Source organism: Pseudomonas sp. MF6755, from assembly GCF_016405635.1.
GTDB classification, from domain to species: Bacteria; Pseudomonadota; Gammaproteobacteria; order Pseudomonadales; family Pseudomonadaceae; genus Aquipseudomonas; species Aquipseudomonas haemolytica.
Genome location: NZ_JAEKDA010000005.1, coordinates 271,953 through 289,525 on the forward strand (window position 1 = coordinate 271,953; position 17,573 = coordinate 289,525).

15 protein-coding genes are annotated in these 17,573 nt (G+C 61.1%); 5 read left to right on the forward strand and 10 right to left on the reverse strand.

Annotated elements, in window-relative coordinates; genetic code table 11:
• The 3 genes from JFT66_RS08430 to JFT66_RS08440 all read right to left on the reverse strand — a co-directional run bounded on the left by JFT66_RS08430 (position 1) and on the right by JFT66_RS08440 (position 4,517).
• Positions 1 to 1,065 carry a putative 2-aminoethylphosphonate ABC transporter ATP-binding protein gene (locus JFT66_RS08430; RefSeq protein WP_153837428.1) on the reverse strand — a complete coding sequence of 355 codons (1,065 nt, stop codon included), beginning with the start codon at positions 1,063 to 1,065 and terminating at the stop codon, positions 1 to 3.
• A 247-nt stretch (positions 1,066 to 1,312) separates the two neighbouring features.
• A complete protein-coding gene (locus tag JFT66_RS08435; RefSeq protein ID WP_198859099.1) occupies positions 1,313 to 2,176 on the reverse strand; it encodes a LysR family transcriptional regulator in 864 nt (287 codons plus the stop codon).
• Between the two features lie 16 nt (positions 2,177 to 2,192).
• The gene (locus JFT66_RS08440) at positions 2,193 to 4,517 is read right to left on the reverse strand and encodes a heavy metal translocating P-type ATPase (RefSeq protein ID WP_198859100.1); all 2,325 of its coding nucleotides are present in this window, start codon (positions 4,515 to 4,517) and stop codon (positions 2,193 to 2,195) included.
• An 85-nt stretch (positions 4,518 to 4,602) separates the two neighbouring features.
• On the opposite strand from JFT66_RS08440, the gene cadR reads away from it, so the two are divergent.
• A complete protein-coding gene (gene cadR / locus JFT66_RS08445) occupies positions 4,603 to 5,043 on the forward strand; it encodes a Cd(II)/Pb(II)-responsive transcriptional regulator (RefSeq protein WP_034116280.1) in 441 nt (146 codons plus the stop codon).
• 63 nt (positions 5,044 to 5,106) lie between these two features.
• Here cadR and JFT66_RS08450 read toward each other — a convergent pair whose 3' ends face one another.
• Together JFT66_RS08450 and lgt are read right to left on the reverse strand one after the other, a co-directional pair.
• Complete coding sequence (locus JFT66_RS08450) at positions 5,107 to 5,940, reverse strand: thymidylate synthase (RefSeq protein ID WP_034116689.1); 834 nt, start codon at positions 5,938 to 5,940, stop codon at positions 5,107 to 5,109.
• 58 nt (positions 5,941 to 5,998) lie between these two features.
• On the reverse strand, positions 5,999 to 6,811 hold the full coding sequence (lgt, locus tag JFT66_RS08455; protein WP_034116281.1) for a prolipoprotein diacylglyceryl transferase: 813 nt from the start codon (positions 6,809 to 6,811) through the stop codon (positions 5,999 to 6,001).
• A gap of 217 nt (positions 6,812 to 7,028) precedes the next feature.
• On the opposite strand from lgt, the gene JFT66_RS08460 reads away from it, so the two are divergent.
• Complete coding sequence (locus JFT66_RS08460; RefSeq protein WP_153837425.1) at positions 7,029 to 7,775, forward strand: NRDE family protein; 747 nt, start codon at positions 7,029 to 7,031, stop codon at positions 7,773 to 7,775.
• Positions 7,776 to 7,915: 140 nt separating this feature from the next.
• Here the strand turns inward: JFT66_RS08460 and ptsP are convergent, their stop codons facing one another.
• Positions 7,916 to 10,195: a phosphoenolpyruvate--protein phosphotransferase gene (gene ptsP / locus JFT66_RS08465; protein WP_034116283.1), complete on the reverse strand. Its 2,280-nt coding sequence runs from the start codon at positions 10,193 to 10,195 to the stop codon at positions 7,916 to 7,918.
• A 22-nt stretch (positions 10,196 to 10,217) separates the two neighbouring features.
• Entirely contained in the window at positions 10,218 to 10,697 is a 480-nt protein-coding gene (locus JFT66_RS08470) for an RNA pyrophosphohydrolase (RefSeq protein WP_003176750.1), read from the reverse strand.
• A 143-nt stretch (positions 10,698 to 10,840) separates the two neighbouring features.
• Between JFT66_RS08470 and JFT66_RS08475 the strand changes: the two genes are divergently transcribed.
• Positions 10,841 to 11,497 (forward strand): HAD family hydrolase, encoded by a 657-nt coding sequence (locus tag JFT66_RS08475; protein WP_034116284.1) that lies wholly within the window; start codon positions 10,841 to 10,843, stop codon positions 11,495 to 11,497.
• Between the two features lie 113 nt (positions 11,498 to 11,610).
• On the opposite strand, the gene JFT66_RS08480 is transcribed toward JFT66_RS08475, so the two are convergent.
• Entirely contained in the window at positions 11,611 to 12,024 is a 414-nt protein-coding gene (locus JFT66_RS08480; protein WP_153837422.1) for a DUF2269 family protein, read from the reverse strand.
• A gap of 41 nt (positions 12,025 to 12,065) precedes the next feature.
• Complete coding sequence (gene ilvA, locus JFT66_RS08485; protein ID WP_034116286.1) at positions 12,066 to 13,580, reverse strand: threonine ammonia-lyase, biosynthetic; 1,515 nt, start codon at positions 13,578 to 13,580, stop codon at positions 12,066 to 12,068.
• Between the two features lie 138 nt (positions 13,581 to 13,718).
• Here ilvA and rpiA point away from each other — a divergent pair, with 138 nt between their 5' ends.
• Together rpiA and JFT66_RS08495 are read left to right on the forward strand one after the other, a co-directional pair.
• Positions 13,719 to 14,390 carry a ribose-5-phosphate isomerase RpiA gene (gene rpiA, locus JFT66_RS08490; RefSeq protein ID WP_005792336.1) on the forward strand — a complete coding sequence of 224 codons (672 nt, stop codon included), beginning with the start codon at positions 13,719 to 13,721 and terminating at the stop codon, positions 14,388 to 14,390.
• Between the two features lie 317 nt (positions 14,391 to 14,707).
• Positions 14,708 to 16,654, forward strand: a complete 1,947-nt coding sequence (locus JFT66_RS08495) for an autotransporter domain-containing protein (protein WP_162524795.1) — start codon at positions 14,708 to 14,710, stop codon at positions 16,652 to 16,654.
• On the opposite strand, the gene JFT66_RS08500 is transcribed toward JFT66_RS08495, so the two are convergent.
• Positions 16,655 to 17,563: an SdiA-regulated domain-containing protein gene (locus JFT66_RS08500; RefSeq protein WP_034116288.1), complete on the reverse strand. Its 909-nt coding sequence runs from the start codon at positions 17,561 to 17,563 to the stop codon at positions 16,655 to 16,657.
• Between the last annotated feature and the right edge of the window lie 10 nt (positions 17,564 to 17,573).

A 17,573-nucleotide genomic window follows, 5' to 3' on the forward strand; every position in this document is an offset into this window, starting at 1 on the left:
TCAGGCAAACACCTGCAGGCTGCGCGGCGGTAACGCTACCCAGATATCCTGGGCGCCCAGGCGCGGCATGGCTTCGGGAGCCAGCTCGGCCAGTAACGGATGGCCCGGCAATTGTTCCAGTTCAAAGCTCATGCGGCAGCGGTTACCGAGAAAGGTGATCTCGCGAACCTTGGCCGGGAACAGGTTTTCTTCATGCACCGGCGGGTTGACGCTGATGGCTTCCGGGCGGCAGAACAGGCGGCCGGACTTGGCCACGCCCGCATCGTCGGCCAGGCGCATATTCATCCCGCCGACCTGGGCATGGCTGGCACTGTTGCGGCTGAACGGCAGCCAATTGCCCTGGCCGACAAACTCCGCCACGAACGGCGTGGCCGGGCGGTCGTAGATTTCCTGGGGCGTAGCGTACTGCTCGACCTTGCCGTTGTTCATCACGGCAATGCGGTCCGCCATCAACATGGCTTCGTCCTGGTTGTGGGTCACCATCAAGGTGGTGATACCCAGGCGCCGTTGCAGCTGGCGCAGCTCGGTGCACAAATGCTCACGCACCCGGGCATCGAGGGCCGACATCGGTTCATCCAGCAGCAACAACGAAGGCGCTGGCGCCAGTGCACGGGCCAGGGCGACCCGTTGTTGTTGGCCGCCGGAGAGTTGGCCGGGGTATTTCTTTTCGCTGCCGACCAGGCCGACCAGTTCAAGCATCTGCCCAACACGCTTGCGTACTTCATCGCGGCCGCTGCCGGTGAGGCCATAGCCGATATTCGCTTCCACGGTGAGATTGGGGAATAGCGCGTAGGACTGGAACAGGATGCCGTAGTCCCGAGCCTGGGGTGGCAGCAGGGAAACATCACGCTCGCCCAGGTAAAGCTCACCGCTGTCCTGGCGTTCCAGCCCGGCGATGCAGCGCAGCAGCGTGGTCTTTCCGCAGCCGGAGGGGCCGAGCAGACACACCAGTTCGCCGGCGGCGACGTCCAGGGACACGTTATCCAGCGCGGTGAAGGCGCCAAAGCGTTTCTGGACCCCGCGCACCTTCATGGGCGCGCCGGGTTGGGTCAGGACTGTGTTCATGCAAGGCACCTCATCTAACTGATGAAGGCCATGCTAGGCAGGCAATGCGTAGGTGTTGTGGCAGAAAGGCAAAATGGGGTGATAGTGGTATTGGTAGATTTGTGTAGGACTCATGGAGATGAGTCGCCAGGCCTATCGCTATCGGGAGCAAGCCCCCTCCCACAGTTGGCCGGGTTCCAACATGAGAATGCGGTCAAAATGTGGGAGGGGGCTTGCTCCCGATTGGCCCTCAAGCCAGCCACAGAACTTAGATTGGTGACATTTCCTGCGCCAACCCTAAAAACGCCGCCGGCAACCGCGCACCTTTTCGCTCCTTGAGGCAATACAGATACTCCGGAATCTGCGGCGCATTTTCGATAGTCAGTACCCGCAACTGCGGGTCATGGGGCACTTCCTGGCGCGCGATGATGCTGATGCCGATATTGCGCAGCACCGCCTCACGAATCGACTCACGGCTACCGATCTCCAGCAACGGCCCATAACCCACGCCGGCGCCCCGCAACATCTCTTCAGTCAGCCTTCGGGTGGTGGAGCCCGCCTCGCGCATCAGCAGCGTATGCCCGGCCAGCGCGCTCAACGGCACATGATCGAGCTTGGCCAACGGGTGATTGCGATGCACCGCCAGCACCAACGGGTCGGTACCCAGCACGCGGCGGATCAGGCGGGAGTCTTCCAGTAATTGCGAAGAGGCGGCGACATCGACGCGGTAGTCATCCAGCGCCTCGAGCACCTGCTGGGAGTTACCGATTTCCACCGAGACTTCCACTTGTGGCAGGCGCTCACGAAAGGCTTTGACCAGGTCGAGGATGTAATACGGCGCCGTCGCGGCAATCCGCAGCGCCCCCTGGACCTGGCCGTTGTTGCGCAGGAAAAACTCGATATCCGCTTCCTGCTGCAACAGCGCCTTGACCATCGGCAGCAGCCGCGCACCTTCATCGCTGACGGTGAGGCGGCGGCCGCCCCGATAGAACAACTCAACGCCGTACTGGCTTTCCAGGTTACGGATCTGGGTAGTCACGGTGGGCTGGCTGAGGCCGAGTTTTTTCGCCGCCTGGGTAATGCTGCCCAGGCGGGCGACCATGAAAAACGCCTTTAACTCAGCACTCAGCACACCACCCTCTCATCCTCTATTTGCGCAACAGACGCAGGCCATTGAACACCACCAGCAGGCTCACGCCCATGTCGGCAAAGACCGCCATCCACATCGTGGCCATGCCCATGAACGTGACCGCCAGGAAGATCGCCTTGATCACCAGCGCCAGGGCGATGTTCTGCTTGAGGATACTCGACGTTTGCCGCGACAGCCGAATGAAAGCCGGAATCTTGCGCAAATCATCGTCCATCAGCGCTACGTCGGCGGTCTCGATAGCCGTGTCAGTACCCGCCGCCGCCATGGCAAAGCCGATCTCGGCCCGCGCCAGGGCTGGAGCATCGTTGATGCCATCGCCGACCATGCCCACCCGATGGCCTTGGCCGTAGAGGGTTTCGATGGCTTGCAGTTTGTCGGTGGGCAACAAGTCGCCCTGGGCCTGGTCGATGCCGACCTGGCTGGCAATCGCCTGGGCGGTGTGGGTGTTGTCGCCGGTGAGCATCAGGGTCTTGATGCCCAGGTCATGCAGTTGCTGAATGGCTTCGCGGCTGCTGTCCTTGACGGTGTCGGCCACGGCAAACAGCGCCAGCGGGCCGGATTTGTCCAGTAGCAGCACCACGGATTTGCCTTGTTTTTCCAGGGCGAAGAGTTTTTCTTCCAGGGCTGGCGAGCACAGGCCGAGGTCTTCCACCAGGCGGTGGTTACCCAGGTGATAGGTCTGGCCGTTGATATCACCACGCACACCGCGCCCGGCCAGGGCTTCGAAGTTATCCACAGCGTGAATCGGCAGGTTTTTATCCACAGCCGCGCTGGCGATCGCCAGAGATACCGGGTGGTCCGAACGACCGGCCAAACTGGCGGCCAACGCCGGGGCGCTGTCTTCGATATTGGGGAACAGTGGCAGGTAATCGGTTTGCACCGGCTTGCCGTGGGTGATGGTGCCGGTCTTGTCGAGGGCCAGGTAGTCGAGTTTGTAACCACCCTCCAGGTACACGCCGCCCTTGATCAGGATGCCTTTACGCGCCGCCGCCGCCAGACCGCTGACGATGGTCACCGGCGTAGAGATCACCAAGGCGCAGGGGCAGGCCACTACCAGCAGCACGAGGGCACGATAGATCCAGTCGAACCAAACACCCGCCATGAACAGCGGCGGAATCACGGCCACGCCCAAGGCAAACAGGAAGACTGCCGGGGTATAGACCTTCGAGAAACTGTCAACAAACCGCTGGGTCGGCGCCCGTGCCCCTTGAGCCTGCTCCACGGCGTGGATGATCCGCGCCAGGGTCGAATTGTTGGCCGCCGCAGTGACCTTGTACTCCAGGGAACCCGCCTGGTTGATAGTGCCGGCGAAGACTTTATCGCCAACGGTCTTTTCAATCGGCAGGCTTTCCCCGGTGATGGGCGCCTGATCGATGCTGGATTGACCAGAAGTCACTTCACCGTCCAGGCCGATGCGCTCGCCGGGCTTTACCCGAACGATCGCGCCAAGATCAATGCTTTTGACCTCTTGTTCCATCCAGGATCCGTCGGCCTGTTTCACCGTGGCCTGTTCCGGGGTCATCTGCATCAAGCCGCTGATCGCATTGCGCGCCCGGTCCAGGGACTTGGCTTCGATCAACTCGGCCACGGTGAACAGGAACATCACCATCGCCGCTTCCGGCCACTGGCCGATCAGGATGGCACCGGTCACCGCGATGCTCATCAGCGCATTGATGTTCAGGTTGAAGTTTTTCAGGGCAATCCAGCCCTTTTTGTAGGTGGTGAGGCCGCCGCTGAGGATCGACACCAGCGCCACCAGCGCGATCACCCAGGTCGGTGCCACGCCGGTGAAGTGCAGCACTTCGGCACCCAAGGCGCCCACGCCCGAAAGTGCCAACGGCCACCAATGCTTCTTCGCGGGCGGTGCGGCGGCGGGGCTGCCTTCCTCGATAGGGTCGGCCTGCATGCCGATGGACTTGATCGCCTCGATGATCGGCGCCGTGCTCGGCAGGTCGTGAGTGACGCCGAGGACGCGGTTGATCAGGTTGAATTCCAGTTGCTGCACGCCGGCGAGCTTGCCCAGTTTGTTCTGGATCAGCGTCTGCTCGGTGGGGCAGTCCATGGCTTCGATGCGGAAGGTGCTCAAGCGCGAGCCAGCGGTGGGCGCCTCGCTCAGGGTCACTATCGCAGGCCCGGCAGCGCCGGCGCAGCAGGAGCCCGCGTGGGCGTGGCTATCCACAGGAGTGAGTTTTGCCGGGGCATGATCATGCTTGTGATCGTGATCATGGTCGTGCTTATGGCCGTGGTCATGAGCATGGTCGTGATCATGATCATGATCGTGCTTGTGGTCGTGCTTGTGCGGGGTGTGAATGGAGTGGCTCATCAGGTCGCGTCCGTAAAGGTGCCTGTTGCCAAGTAAAGACCCTGTAGCCACTATAGGGTCAAGCACCCATTTGGAGATTGCTGCGATGAAGATCGGCGAACTGGCCAAACTCACCGACTGCCCGGTGGAAACCATCCGTTATTACGAGAAGGAAAGCCTGCTGCCGCCACCTGCGCGCACCGACGGCAACTACCGGGTGTACACCCAGGCCCACACCGAACGGCTGACCTTCATCCGCAATTGCCGCAGCCTGGACATGACCCTCGAGGAAATCCGCAGCCTGCTGGGGCTGCGCGATAGCCCCCAGGACCAGTGCGAAAGCGTGAATGCGTTGATCGACGAACATATCCACCATGTGAAAGCGCGGATCGATGGGTTGTTGGCCTTGCAGGAGCAGTTGCTGGACCTGCGTCAACGCTGCGGCGGTGGGGAGCTGTGCGGGATCTTGCAGCAGTTGGAAGTCAGCGGTGGGATTGCGGCCAGTGAGGCTGAGCCTTCACATGTGGGCAGAAGCCACGGCCATTGAACTCAAGTGAACACTGAACCAATGTGGGAGGGGGCTTGCTCCCACATTGGATAGCGTCAGATTTTAGATAGCGACATCGGCCTTGATACTTGGGTCGGCCTCATAGCCTACGATCTCAAAGTCTTCGAACTTGTAGTCGTAGATCGACGCAGGCTTGCGCTTGATCACCAGTTCCGGCAGTTTTTTCGGCGTGCGCGCCAGCTGGGTCTGGATCTGTTCCATGTGGTTGCTGTAGGCGTGAGTATCGCCCGTGGTGACGATGATCTCGTGGGGGATCAGGTCACATTGCTGGGCCAGCATATGGGTCAGCAACGCCAGCGCGGCGGTGTTGTACGGCAGGCCCAGGAACACGTCGGAGCTGCGGATATACAGCTGCATCGACAGATGACCGTCATGCACGAACGCCTGGTACAACAGGTGGCACGGCGGCAGGGCTTGCTTGCCGTTGCGCGCGTTTTCCTGTGGGCTCTTGGTTTCGTCCGGCAAGTATTCGACGTTCCAGCCGTGGAACAGGATGCGACGGCTGTTGGGGTTGGTCTTGAGCGTGTGCACCATGTAGTCGATCTGGTTGATCGTGCCGCCGTCCTTGGTGGGCCAGGCTGTCCACTGCTCGCCGTACACCGGGCCGAGGTCACCGTCTTCGGTGGCCCATTCGTCCCAGATTTTCACACCGTTTTCATTGAGCCACTTGATGTTGGTGTTACCACTCAACATCCAGATCAGCTCGTTGGCGATGCTTTTGAAGTGCAGCTTCTTGGTGGTCAGCAGCGGGAAGCCGTCGGCCAGGTTATGCCGATACTGACGGGCGAACACGGCCTTGGTGCCGGTGCCGGTGCGGTCGCCCTTGGTCAGGCCATTGGTCACGACGTCGTGCAGCAGTTCGAGATATTGCTTCATGTAGTTACCCGTATCGTTGAAGCTGCGGCCCTTCAAACCCGGGCCGCGGCATTCGAATTTAAAGCGCGGCGTTCTTCAGCGGTTGCGGGCGATTGTACGCCCACCACAGCATGCCCAGGCCCGCCAGGATCATCGGCAGGCTGAGGACTTGACCCATGGTCAGCCAGCCCCACGCCAGGTAGCCCAACTGCGCATCCGGCACCCGTACAAACTCGACGATAAAGCGGAAAATCCCGTAGAACAGCGCGAACATGCCCGACACGGCCATGGTTGGGCGTGGCTTGCGCGAGAAGATGTAGAGGATAAGGAACAGTGCCACGCCTTCCAACGCGAACTGATACAGCTGCGACGGGTGGCGCGGCAATTGCGCCGGGTCGCTGAACGGCGGGAACACCATGGCCCACGGCACGTCGGTCGGCTTGCCCCACAATTCGGCGTTGATGAAGTTACCGATGCGCCCGGCGCCCAGGCCGATCGGCACGAACGGTGCGACGAAGTCCATCAGTTGGAAGAACGACTTGCCATTGCGGCGGCCAAACCACCACGCGGCGATCATCACGCCGACAAACCCGCCATGGAAGGCCATGCCGCCTTTCCATACCTCGAAAATCAGCGTCGGGTTGGCGATATACGCGTGCAAATCGTAGAACAGCACATACCCCAGGCGCCCACCGACGATCACCCCCATCGACATCCAGAACACCATGTCGGAGAGCTTCTCCTTGGTCCAGGTCGGATCGAAACGGTTCAGGCGCCGGGAAGCCAGCAGCCAGGCACCGCCGATGCCGATCAGGTACATCAACCCGTACCAATGGATTTTCAGCGGACCGATGGCCAGGGCCACCGGGTCGATCTGCGGGTAAGGCAGCATTGCGACTCCTCGTTAAAACATTTAGTCATGACGCACCGGACCATGCCGATGTGCGATTAAGCCTGCGTTACAGCGCCGATATCAAATTAAGAAGTTCACATACACACCAAACAGCCCGGCATGTTAACGGATGGAAGGCGCACGGCCCAACTTCGTTGCGATGGAACGCCTGCCGTTCTGTGGGTAGAGTTGAGAAAAACACACAAGGGGTCTCCCGATGTGCCTGATTGTTTTCGCCTGGCGACCGGGCCATGCCCAGCCGCTGATCGTCGCGGCCAACCGCGATGAGTTCTACGCCCGCCCCAGCCTGCCGCTGGCCCAGTGGGCGGATGCGCCCCAGGTCTACGCCGGCCGCGATCAGGAAGCCGGCGGAACCTGGCTGGGGGTCAGTGCCGAGGGGCGTTTCGCCGCCCTCACCAATATTCGCGACCCGCACCAGCCACCGGCACGCAAGTCACGTGGCGAACTGGTGGCGCGCTTTCTCAGTGGTTCGCTACCCATTGACGATTATTTAGCCGACGTTAATGGACGATCGATTGAATATGCCGGGTTTAACCTGCTGCTAGGCACGCAGGATGAGCTGTGGCACTACAACGCCAATGACACCGAGCCGACACTGCTGGCAGCGGGAGTCTATGGGCTGTCCAATGCCGGGCTGGATACGCCGTGGCCGAAGTTGCTCAAAGCCAAAGCTGCGTTCAGCGAGTTATTGGAAGACCCACAGCCGGAAGCCTTGCTGGGGGTTTTGAGCGATCCGCACACGGCGCCGTTTGCCGAGCTGCCGGACACCGGCGTGGGCTTGGCGACCGAAAGCCTGCTGTCGAGCGTGTTCATTTCCAGCCCCAGCTATGGGACACGGGCGAGTACGGCGCTGATTGTGAATGCCGATGGCACGCGGCGGATGGTGGAGCGCAGCTTTGGGCCTTATGGCGGCCAGTTGGGCGAAGTCGAACTCAATTTTTAACCCCACCACAAAACCAATGTGGGAGGGGCGGTGCGACGATTCGACTTGCTCCCGATTGCAGGGCATCAGTCACCAGAAGTCTGATTGATACACCGCTATCGGGAGCAAGCCCCCTCCCACATTTTGATCGGCGCCAGGCGCTAGAGGGTTTTGGCAGAAGCCGGGTTGATCATCCGGGTCAACCCCAGGTTCTTCAGGGCCAGTTGCAGCGAGCTGTGGATAACTTGCGGGTTGTCGATGGTCATCAGCTCGGCCAGCAAATCCTTGGCCATGCTCAATTCAACCTGGCGCAGCATCCATTTCACCTTCGGCAAGTTAGTGGCGTTCATCGACAGGCTGTCAAAACCCATCGCCATCAACAGCACCGCCGCCGCCGGGTCGCCGGCCATTTCACCGCAGATGCTCACCGGCTTGCCTTCGGCATGGGCGTCGCGCACCACGTGTTGCAGGGCTTGCAGCACCGCCGGGTGCAGGTAGTCGTAGAGGTCGGCCACCCGTGGGTTGTTGCGGTCCACGGCCAGCAGGTACTGGGTCAGGTCGTTGGAGCCCACCGACAGGAAGTCCACTTGACGCGCCAGTTCCTTGGCCTGGTACACCGCAGCCGGGATTTCGATCATCACGCCAATCGGCGGCATCGGCACGTCGGCGCCCTCGTCGCGGACTTCGCCCCAGGCGCGGTGGATCAGGTGCAGGGCTTCTTCAAGCTCATGGGTGCCGGAGATCATCGGCAGCAGGATACGCAGGTTGTTCAAACCCTCGCTGGCCTTGAGCATGGCGCGGGTCTGGACAAGGAAAATTTCAGGATGGTCGAGGGTAACGCGAATGCCACGCCAGCCAAGGAAGGGGTTGTCTTCCTTGATCGGGAAATACGACAGTGACTTGTCGCCGCCAATATCCAGGCTGCGCATCGTCACCGGTAACGGGTGGAAGGCCTGCAATTGCTCGCGATAAATCGCCAGCTGCTCCTTCTCACTCGGAAAACGCTGGTTGATCATGAACGGCACTTCGGTGCGATACAGCCCCACCCCTTCAGCGCCACGTTGCTGCGCACGCGCTACATCCGCCAGCAGGCCAGTGTTGACCAGCAACGGAACACGGTGGCCGTCGAGCGTTATGCAGGGCAGCTCGCGCAACGAATCGAGGCCCTGTGCCAGTTGCTTCTCTTCTTCCACCACTTCGGCATATTGCTTGCGCAGCACGTCGCTGGGGTTGGTGAAAACCTCGCCGCGATGCCCATCGACGATCATGTCGATGCCATCGACCTTCGAGTACGGCAGGTCCACCAGGCCCATCACCGTCGGGATACCCATGGCCCGGGCCAGGATCGCGACGTGGGAGTTACCCGAGCCCAATACCGAGACCAGGCCCACCAGCTTGCCCTCAGGCACTTCGCCGAGCTGGGTGGCCGTCAATTCTTCACTGACCAGGATGGTGTTAGCGGGGAAGACCATGTTGGTGCTGCGGTCTTCCTGCAGGTACGCCAGCAGACGGCGACCGAGGTCGCGCACATCAGAGGCCCGCTCACGAAGGTAGGCGTCATCCATCATTTCGAAGCGGTTGACGTGATCGGTGACCACCTGGCGCAACGCGCCCTGGGCCCACTGACCGGTCTTGATCACGGTCTTGACTTCGTTGCCCAGGGACGCGTCGTCGAGCATCATCTGGTACACGTCGAACAGCGCCCGTTCTTCGGGGCGCAACTGGGTGGCCAGCTTGGTCGACAGGTTGCGCATGTCGGCGCGCACGCCTTCAAGGGCGGTCTTGAACAGTTTGATTTCAGCGTCGATGTCGTCGACGGACTTGTCCGGCACCACGTCCAGATCAGCCGGGGGCAGCATGACCACCGCGGTACCGACCGCCGCGCCCGGAGAACCCGGAACGCCGACAAACTTGGCTTCCTGGATGCCCTTGCCCTGGCGCCCCAGGCCGCGAATCGAGCCCGTCGCTTCGGCGTGGGCGATAACCCCGGCAAGCTGCGCGCTCATGGTCACGAGGAAGGCTTCTTCACCTTCGTCGAACTGGCGGCGTTCTTTTTGCTGGATGACCAACACGCCGACAACGCGGCGGTGGTGAATGATCGGCGCGCCAAGGAACGAGGCGTAGCGCTCTTCACCGGTTTCAGCAAAGTAGCGATAACGCGGGTGGTCGGCCGCATGTTCGAGGTTCAGGGGTTCTTCACGCGTCCCCACCAGGCCCACCAGACCTTCATTGGGCGCCATGCTGACCTTGCCGATGGAGCGCTTGTTCAAGCCCTCCGTGGCCATCAGCACAAAACGGTTGGTCTCGGGGTCCAGCAGGTAAACCGAGCAGACCTGGCTGCCCATGGCTTCCTTGACGCGCAACACAATAATCCCCAACGCCGCCTTGAGATCCTTGGCGGAGTTAACTTCCTGGACGATCTTGCGCAGCGTATTGAGCATGGCTCGGGGTCGAACTCCGTCGTCAGTCGCGCGCTAAAAGGCGCGGGGCAAGCTCTTTGAGAGCGCGACGATAAACCTCGCGCTTGAATGTCACCACCTGGCCCAACGGGTACCAATAGCTGACCCAGCGCCAGCCATCGAACTCCGGTTTACCGGTCAAATCCATCCGCACCCGCTGCTCATTGGAGATCAGGCGCAAAAGAAACCATTTCTGCTTCTGGCCGATGCACAGCGGTTGGCTGTGGGTACGCACCAAACGTTGCGGCAAACGATAGCGCAACCAGCCACGGGTACAGGCCAGAATTTGCACATCTTCACGCTCAAGGCCGACTTCTTCGTTCAACTCACGGTACAAGGCGTCTTCAGGGGTTTCGTCGGGGTTGATTCCACCTTGAGGAAACTGCCAAGCATCTTGGTTGATTCGGCGAGCCCATAGCACCTGTCCGGCATCATTCGTAAGAATAATCCCGACATTAGGACGGAAACCATCGGGGTCGATCACGGCAACAACCTCGCAAACGCATGTCACCGCATTGTTCCACAAAGGTTGTTCCAGCGGCAACGAGGCTTCTTACCTTATGTGCACTCTTGTGAAAAGACCGTATTCTGGACGCCTTTTTACAGACTTTTCAGCGAGTAACTGCAATGCGCCTGGCTTTATTCGACTTGGACAACACGCTCCTGGGCGGTGACAGCGATCACGCCTGGGGCGATTACCTGTGTGAACGCGGGATTCTCGACCCGGTAGCCTACAAGGCCCGCAACGACGAGTTCTACCAGGATTACCTGGCCGGTAAGCTCGACAACGCCGCCTACTTGAACTTCAGCCTGGAAATCCTCGGCCGCACCGAGATGGCCCAGTTGGACGAATGGCACCGAGACTTCATGCGCGACTGCATCGAACCGCTGATGCTGCCGCAAGCAGTGGAACTGCTGGCCAGGCACCGCGCCGCCGGCGACACGCTGGTGATCATCACCGCGACCAACCGCTTCGTCACCGCGCCGATTGCCGCACGGTTGGGCGTGGAGACCCTGATCGCCACCGAATGCGAAATGCTGGACGGCCGCTATACCGGGCGCAGCACCGATGTGCCGTGCTTTCGCGAAGGCAAGGTGACGCGCTTGAACCGTTGGCTGGAAGAGACTGGGTACAGCCTGGAAGACAGCTACTTCTATAGCGATTCGATGAATGATTTGCCGTTGCTGGAGCAGGTGGCGCATCCGGTGGCGGTGGATCCGGATCCGAATTTGCGGGCTGAGGCCCAGAAGCGCGGTTGGCCGGTGATTACTCTGCGCGGCTGAGAATGCCTTCGCGAGCAAGCCCGCTCCCACACTTGACCGAGTTCCAGCATGAAAGCAGGGTCAAAATGTGGGAGCGGGCTTGCTCGCGAATGAAGGCAACTCGGTCTCAAGCCTTATACCGGCTTGGCACCCATGAGCCCGGCAATCGCCACAAACCCCACCAGACTGACCACCGCCAACACCAAGGTGAAATTCAGGCTACCGCCCTCGCCCTTACGCAGGCGATTAAGCCGCGCCACCAGCCAGAACCACGCCAGCGCCGCCACGGTGTAGAGGATGCTGGAACCCAGGATCCAGGTCTGCCCCAATGGCCAGCCGAGCAGGTGCACCAGCCACCAACCGGTGAACGGCATGCTGACCAGGCAAACGCCCATCAGCAGCCAGACAAATGCCCACGGACGTTGCACCGTAACCGCCGGGCCGGCGCTGCGCTTACGCCAGGCCAATATGGCCAGGCCGAGGCCGCTGAGCAGCAGCAACACAGTGGCGGTGATGTGGATAACCTTGAGGGTGGTCAGCGTTTCCATGGTCTCGATTCCTTAAAAGGCCGCTCAGTCAGCGTAGTCGCTCAACCGAGGAACAACTGGTAAGCCGGGTTTTCGCTTTCATCCCAGTACGGGTAGCCGATTTGCGCCAGGGCCGCCGGTACCAGGTGGCGTTCATCCGCCGGCACTTGCAGGCCTGCCACTACGCGCCCGTCGGCCGCGCCGTGGTTGCGATAGTGGAACATCGAGATGTTCCAGCGCCCGCCCAGCTTGTGGAGGAAGTTGAACAACGCCCCCGGACGCTCCGGGAATTCGAAGCGAAACACCAGCTCGTCGCTGACTTTGGCCGCATGCCCGCCGACCATATGGCGAATGTGCAACTTGGCCAGTTCGTTCTCGGTCAGGTCCAGCACCGGGAAACCCTGGCGGGTCAGGCTGGCGATCAAGGCACTGCGTGGGTCGTTTTCCGGGTGGGTCTGCACGCCAACGAAGATGTGCGCCTCACTGCCAGAGTGGTAGCGGTAATTGAATTCGGTGATCTGGCGCTTGCCCACAGCCTCGCAGAACGCCTTGAAGCTGCCTGGCTGCTCGGGAATGGTCACGGCGATAATCGCTTCGCGGCCTTCACCCAGCTCGGCACGCTCGGCCACATGGCGCAGGCGGTCGAAGTTGACGTTGGCCCCGGAGTCGATGGCGACAAAGGTCTGGCCGCTGACGCCATGGGTCTCGACGTACTTCTTGATCCCGGCCACGCCCAACGCGCCTGCCGGCTCAGTGATAGAGCGGGTGTCGTCGTAGATGTCCTTGATCGCCGCGCAGATTTCGTCGGTGCTGACGGTGATCACCTCATCCACATAGTCCTTGCAGATGTCGAAGGTGTGCTGGCCGATCTGCGCCACCGCCACGCCATCGGCGAAGATCCCGACGGTCGGCAATACCACACGCTCGCCCGCGGCCATGGCGGCTTGCAGGCAGTTGGAGTCGTCTGGCTCAACGCCGATGATCTTGATCTCCGGGCGCAGGTACTTCACATACGCGGCGATGCCGGCGATCAGGCCGCCGCCGCCCACCGGTACGAAAATCGCGTCCAGCGGCCCAGGGTGCTGGCGCAGGATTTCCATCGCCACGGTGCCCTGCCCGGCAATGGTGTGCGGATCATCGTAGGGGTGAATGTAGACGTAGCCTTTTTCGTCGACCAGCTTGAGCGAGTAGGCCAGCGCTTCCGGGAAGGAATCACCGTGCAACACCACCTTGCCGCCACGGGAGCGCACGCCTTCGATCTTGATCTCCGGGGTAGTCTTGGGCATCACGATAGTGGCCTTGACCCCCAACACCTTGGCCGCCAGCGCCAGGCCCTGGGCATGGTTGCCCGCCGAAGCCGTCACCACGCCACGCGCACGCTCTTCAGCGGTCAACTGGGTCAGCTTGTTGTAGGCGCCACGAATCTTGAACGAGAACACCGGCTGCAAGTCTTCGCGCTTGAGCCAAATCTTGTTACCCAGCCGCTCGGAGAGCTGGCGGGCAGTCTGCAAGGGGGTTTCCACGGCAACGTCGTAAACGCGCGAGGTGAGGATTTTTTTGACGTAGTGTTCAAGCATCGGCAGGCATCTACTTCACGGGTTGGGCAGGGCCAAGGAGTCTAACCCAGCGTTTGGCCGGGCGACCACACGAATCCCGAGGTTTTGTTGGGTTATACTCGCCGCCCTCGATAACTCCCCGCCCGTTCCGGAGCCCGCATGACCCAGGATCAACTCAAACAGGCAGTGGCCCAGGCCGCTGTCGATTTAATCCTTCCTAAACTCGACGACAAGAGCATCGTCGGCGTCGGCACCGGTTCCACCGCCAACTGCTTTATCGACGCACTGGCCCAGCATAAGGGCGCGTTCGACGGCGCAGTGGCCAGCTCCGAAGCCACCGCCGCCCGCCTTAAAGGCCATGGCATTCCAGTGTACGAGCTCAACACCGTGAGCGACCTGGAGTTCTATGTCGATGGCGCCGATGAAAGCGACGAACACCTGAACCTGATCAAAGGCGGCGGCGCTGCCCTGACCCGCGAGAAGATCGTCGCAGCCGTGGCCAAGACCTTCATCTGCATCGCCGATGCCAGCAAGCTGGTGCCGGTACTCGGTGCATTCCCGCTGCCGGTGGAAGTCATCCCCATGGCCCGCAGCCACGTGGCCCGCGAGCTGGTGAAACTGGGCGGCGACCCGGTGTACCGCGAAGGTGTGTTGACCGACAACGGCAACATCATCATTGACGTGTTCAATATGCAGATCACCAACCCGGTGGAGCTGGAGACGCAGATCAACGCCATTGTGGGCGTGGTCACCAACGGCCTGTTCGCTGCGCGCCCGGCGGATGTGTTGCTGCTGGGTACCTCCGAAGGTGTGAAAACTCTCAAGGCTTAAGAACACCACCACACCAATGTGGGAGGGGCGGTGCGACGATTCGACTTGCTCCCGATAGCAGTGTGTCAGTCAGAATATCTGGTACTGATACACCCAATCGGGAGCAAGCCCCCTCCCACATTTGCAGCACTCCTCTCCAAAACCGTGCGCTCGATCACGGCACGCCCCGCCCTACTTGGTATCCAATCCGTTACAAATTACAGCCACGCGACCCACGCGTTTAACAATGCGCCAATTTGCAGCCGCCCACGGAATGAGGCGCGCATTGTGCAAAGGGTCTGGGCCTGAACATCTCCCTCACCTCAAGGAAGACCCTTGTGATCAAGCCCCTCGCCTTCGCCATCAGCGTTGCCGGTGCCCTGCTGTCCACGCAAGCCCACGCCTACGATTACGGCCAGCACGCCAACACCACCCTGGAAAAACTGATCAACGACTACCCCGGTCGTTATCGCGGCACGGCTAATTTCGCCGGTGCTGCGGATTGGATGCAAAGCCAGATGGGCACGGCCTATACCATCAGCCGCCAGGACTTCACCTGGAACAGCGGCAGCCGTGCTTCGCAAAACGTCGTGGCCTACGCCGCCGGCACCCAGCCGCAGTACGTGGTGATTGGCGCGCATTTCGACACCTACTTTGGCCGCCCGGCCCTGCAAGGCCTGGACGACAATGGTTCCGGCGCCAGCGTGTTGACCGAGGTGGCGAAGAACCTCGGCGGCCTGCCATTGGAAAATGGCCTGCAAATAGTCGGCTTCGGCGCGGAAGAAGAAGGCTTGCGCGGCTCCCGGGCCTTTGTCGACTCACTCAGTGCCAGCCAGCGCGCCAATATGCTCGCGATGATCAACCTCGACAGCTTGATCACCGGCGACATGATGTATGCCCACGCCGGCCAGAACAGCACCGACAACCCGGGCTTGACTTCCTTGCGCGAGCACACGTTCCAGATCGCCAAGGAATTGAACATCCCACTGTTCACCAACCCTGGCCTGGACGCGAAATACCCCAAGGGCACGGGCTGTTGCAGCGATGGCGAGGCCTTTGAACCGCTCAACATCCCAATCCTTTATATAGAAGCCACCAATTGGGAACTGGGCGACCTGGACGGCTACACCCAGACCGACAACCCGAAAATCCCCGGCGGCTCCACCTGGCACGACCCTAAAGAAGACAACAAAGCCGTGCTCACCGATGCCTTCGGCCAGGCGCGCATCGACCAGCGCCTGCGTGATTACTCGCGCCTGCTCAGCCGCCTGGTACTGGAACTGACCAACGCCGACCTGATGGCCTCAACAGCGTCCGGCGGTGCCGTTGCACGCAACATGCAAGACAACCTGCAACGCCAGCATCAGGCCATGGTGCGCCTGCATGATCGCCGCTGGCTGACCCTGCAGGCCGCCAGCCGTGAAGTCGGCAGCTTTGATGGCGAGCTCGGTGTGGATGGCGAATACAACCCGGACAGTGGCTTCGACAGCGCTCCCAACCCCGAAGCCCGGCGCCTGGGCCTGCATGCCCTCGGCGACTATCAACTGACCTCGAGCCTGAATATCGGCGCCAGCCTGAGCTACCTCAATGGGCGCGACAAACTCGAGCATCGCGGCAAACTGGACAGCGACACTTGGCAGGCAGCCGCCTATGCGTTGCTCAACGATGGCGGGCCAAGCTGGTTGGCCGGTGACCTGAGCGTCGGCCACACGCGCTTCGACTCCAAGCGCAACCTGGTCATCCAGGCCAATGGCGGGCCGATCCTGCTCAATCAACAATTGACCGGCGAGGCCGATGCCCTGGCATTGGGCGCACGAGTCCTGGGCGGCTATGACTTTGATTTCGGCGCCCTCAAGAGCGGGCCTTTCGCCGGCCTGGACTACAGCCACTACCGCATCGACAAGTTCCACGAAAAACAGAACCTGCGCACGGCCCTGGAGTATGAAGAACAGTCTTTCGATTCCCTGGAAGCCAGCCTCGGCTGGCGCGTGCGTGGCGCGGTCGCCCTGCCCTATGGCCTGAGCCTGATGCCGTATGGCGACATCGCCTGGGTCAAGGAATTGGCCGACGGCCGCCTGGACGACCTGCAACTGACCGCACGCGCTGATGGCCAGGCGCGCACCGCTCGGCTCGGCTCACCGGACAAGAGCTTTGGCCGCGCGCAAGTCGGCAGCCAATTGGCGATCACCCCACAGCTGGGGGTGTATGCCGAGGTCAATGGCCGCCTGGGGCATGCCGAAGGCAGCCAGACCGGCTATTCACTGGGCGTGCAATGGATGTTCTGATTAGGGCTTCTTGAACACGTAGAACAGGTTCGGCTCGCTGACCATATACAAGGTACCGTCGTCGTCCATAGCGATTCCTTCGGCCTGGGGCACGCGCTTGCTCAGGCCATGGCGCCCCTTAAGCAACGACAAACTGCTTAAGGGGCGCCCGTCGATATCCAGCTCCAATACCAGGAACGACTCATCCGACAGCGCCAGCAGATGGCCGCTGCGTTCGTCGTATTGCAGGCTCGACAGGTCGCGTACAAACAATCCGGCATCGCGCTTGGGGTTGTTGATCACGTGTACCGAGTAGGTTTTTTCCGGTTTGAAATGCGGGAAGCCGTGGACCTCGTAGATCAGCATCGGGTCGCGCTCCTTGGCCACGAACAGGCGCTTGCCTACTGAGTCGTAGGCCAACCCTTCGAAACCCTTGTTGCCACCGATGTGCACGCCCAAGGTCATTTGCTCTGCATCGGCGGCGTCGAGGAATTGGGTGTCATCGTCCACATGCACCTTGATCAGCCGCTGTTGTCGCTCATCGCTGATGACGTAGATGTTGTCGCTGATAAATTCCACCGCTTCGGCATCGCCGAAGCCCACCAAAGGAATGCGCCGCAGGATCTTGCCCTCCAGCGACAGCTCGACCAGCTCGGCATTTTTATTGGTGACGGTAAACAGGCTTTTGCGCACCGGGTCGTAGGTGAGGGCCGAGACATCGTCGTCGAGCCCGTCAATCACCTGGCCTTCCAAAGTGACGCGGTACTCCGCCAGGCCAATAGAGCGCTCATCGGCGGGCAAGCGCCACGCTTGCCAGTTGAACCAGGCGCGTTCGAACAGACGGAACTGCTGGGCAACAATCCCGGTAGCAACCAGGGCAAGCAACAGCAGGATGAAAAAAGCAGGTTTGGGGCGGGCAAGTCGGCGCATCGTGGCGGGC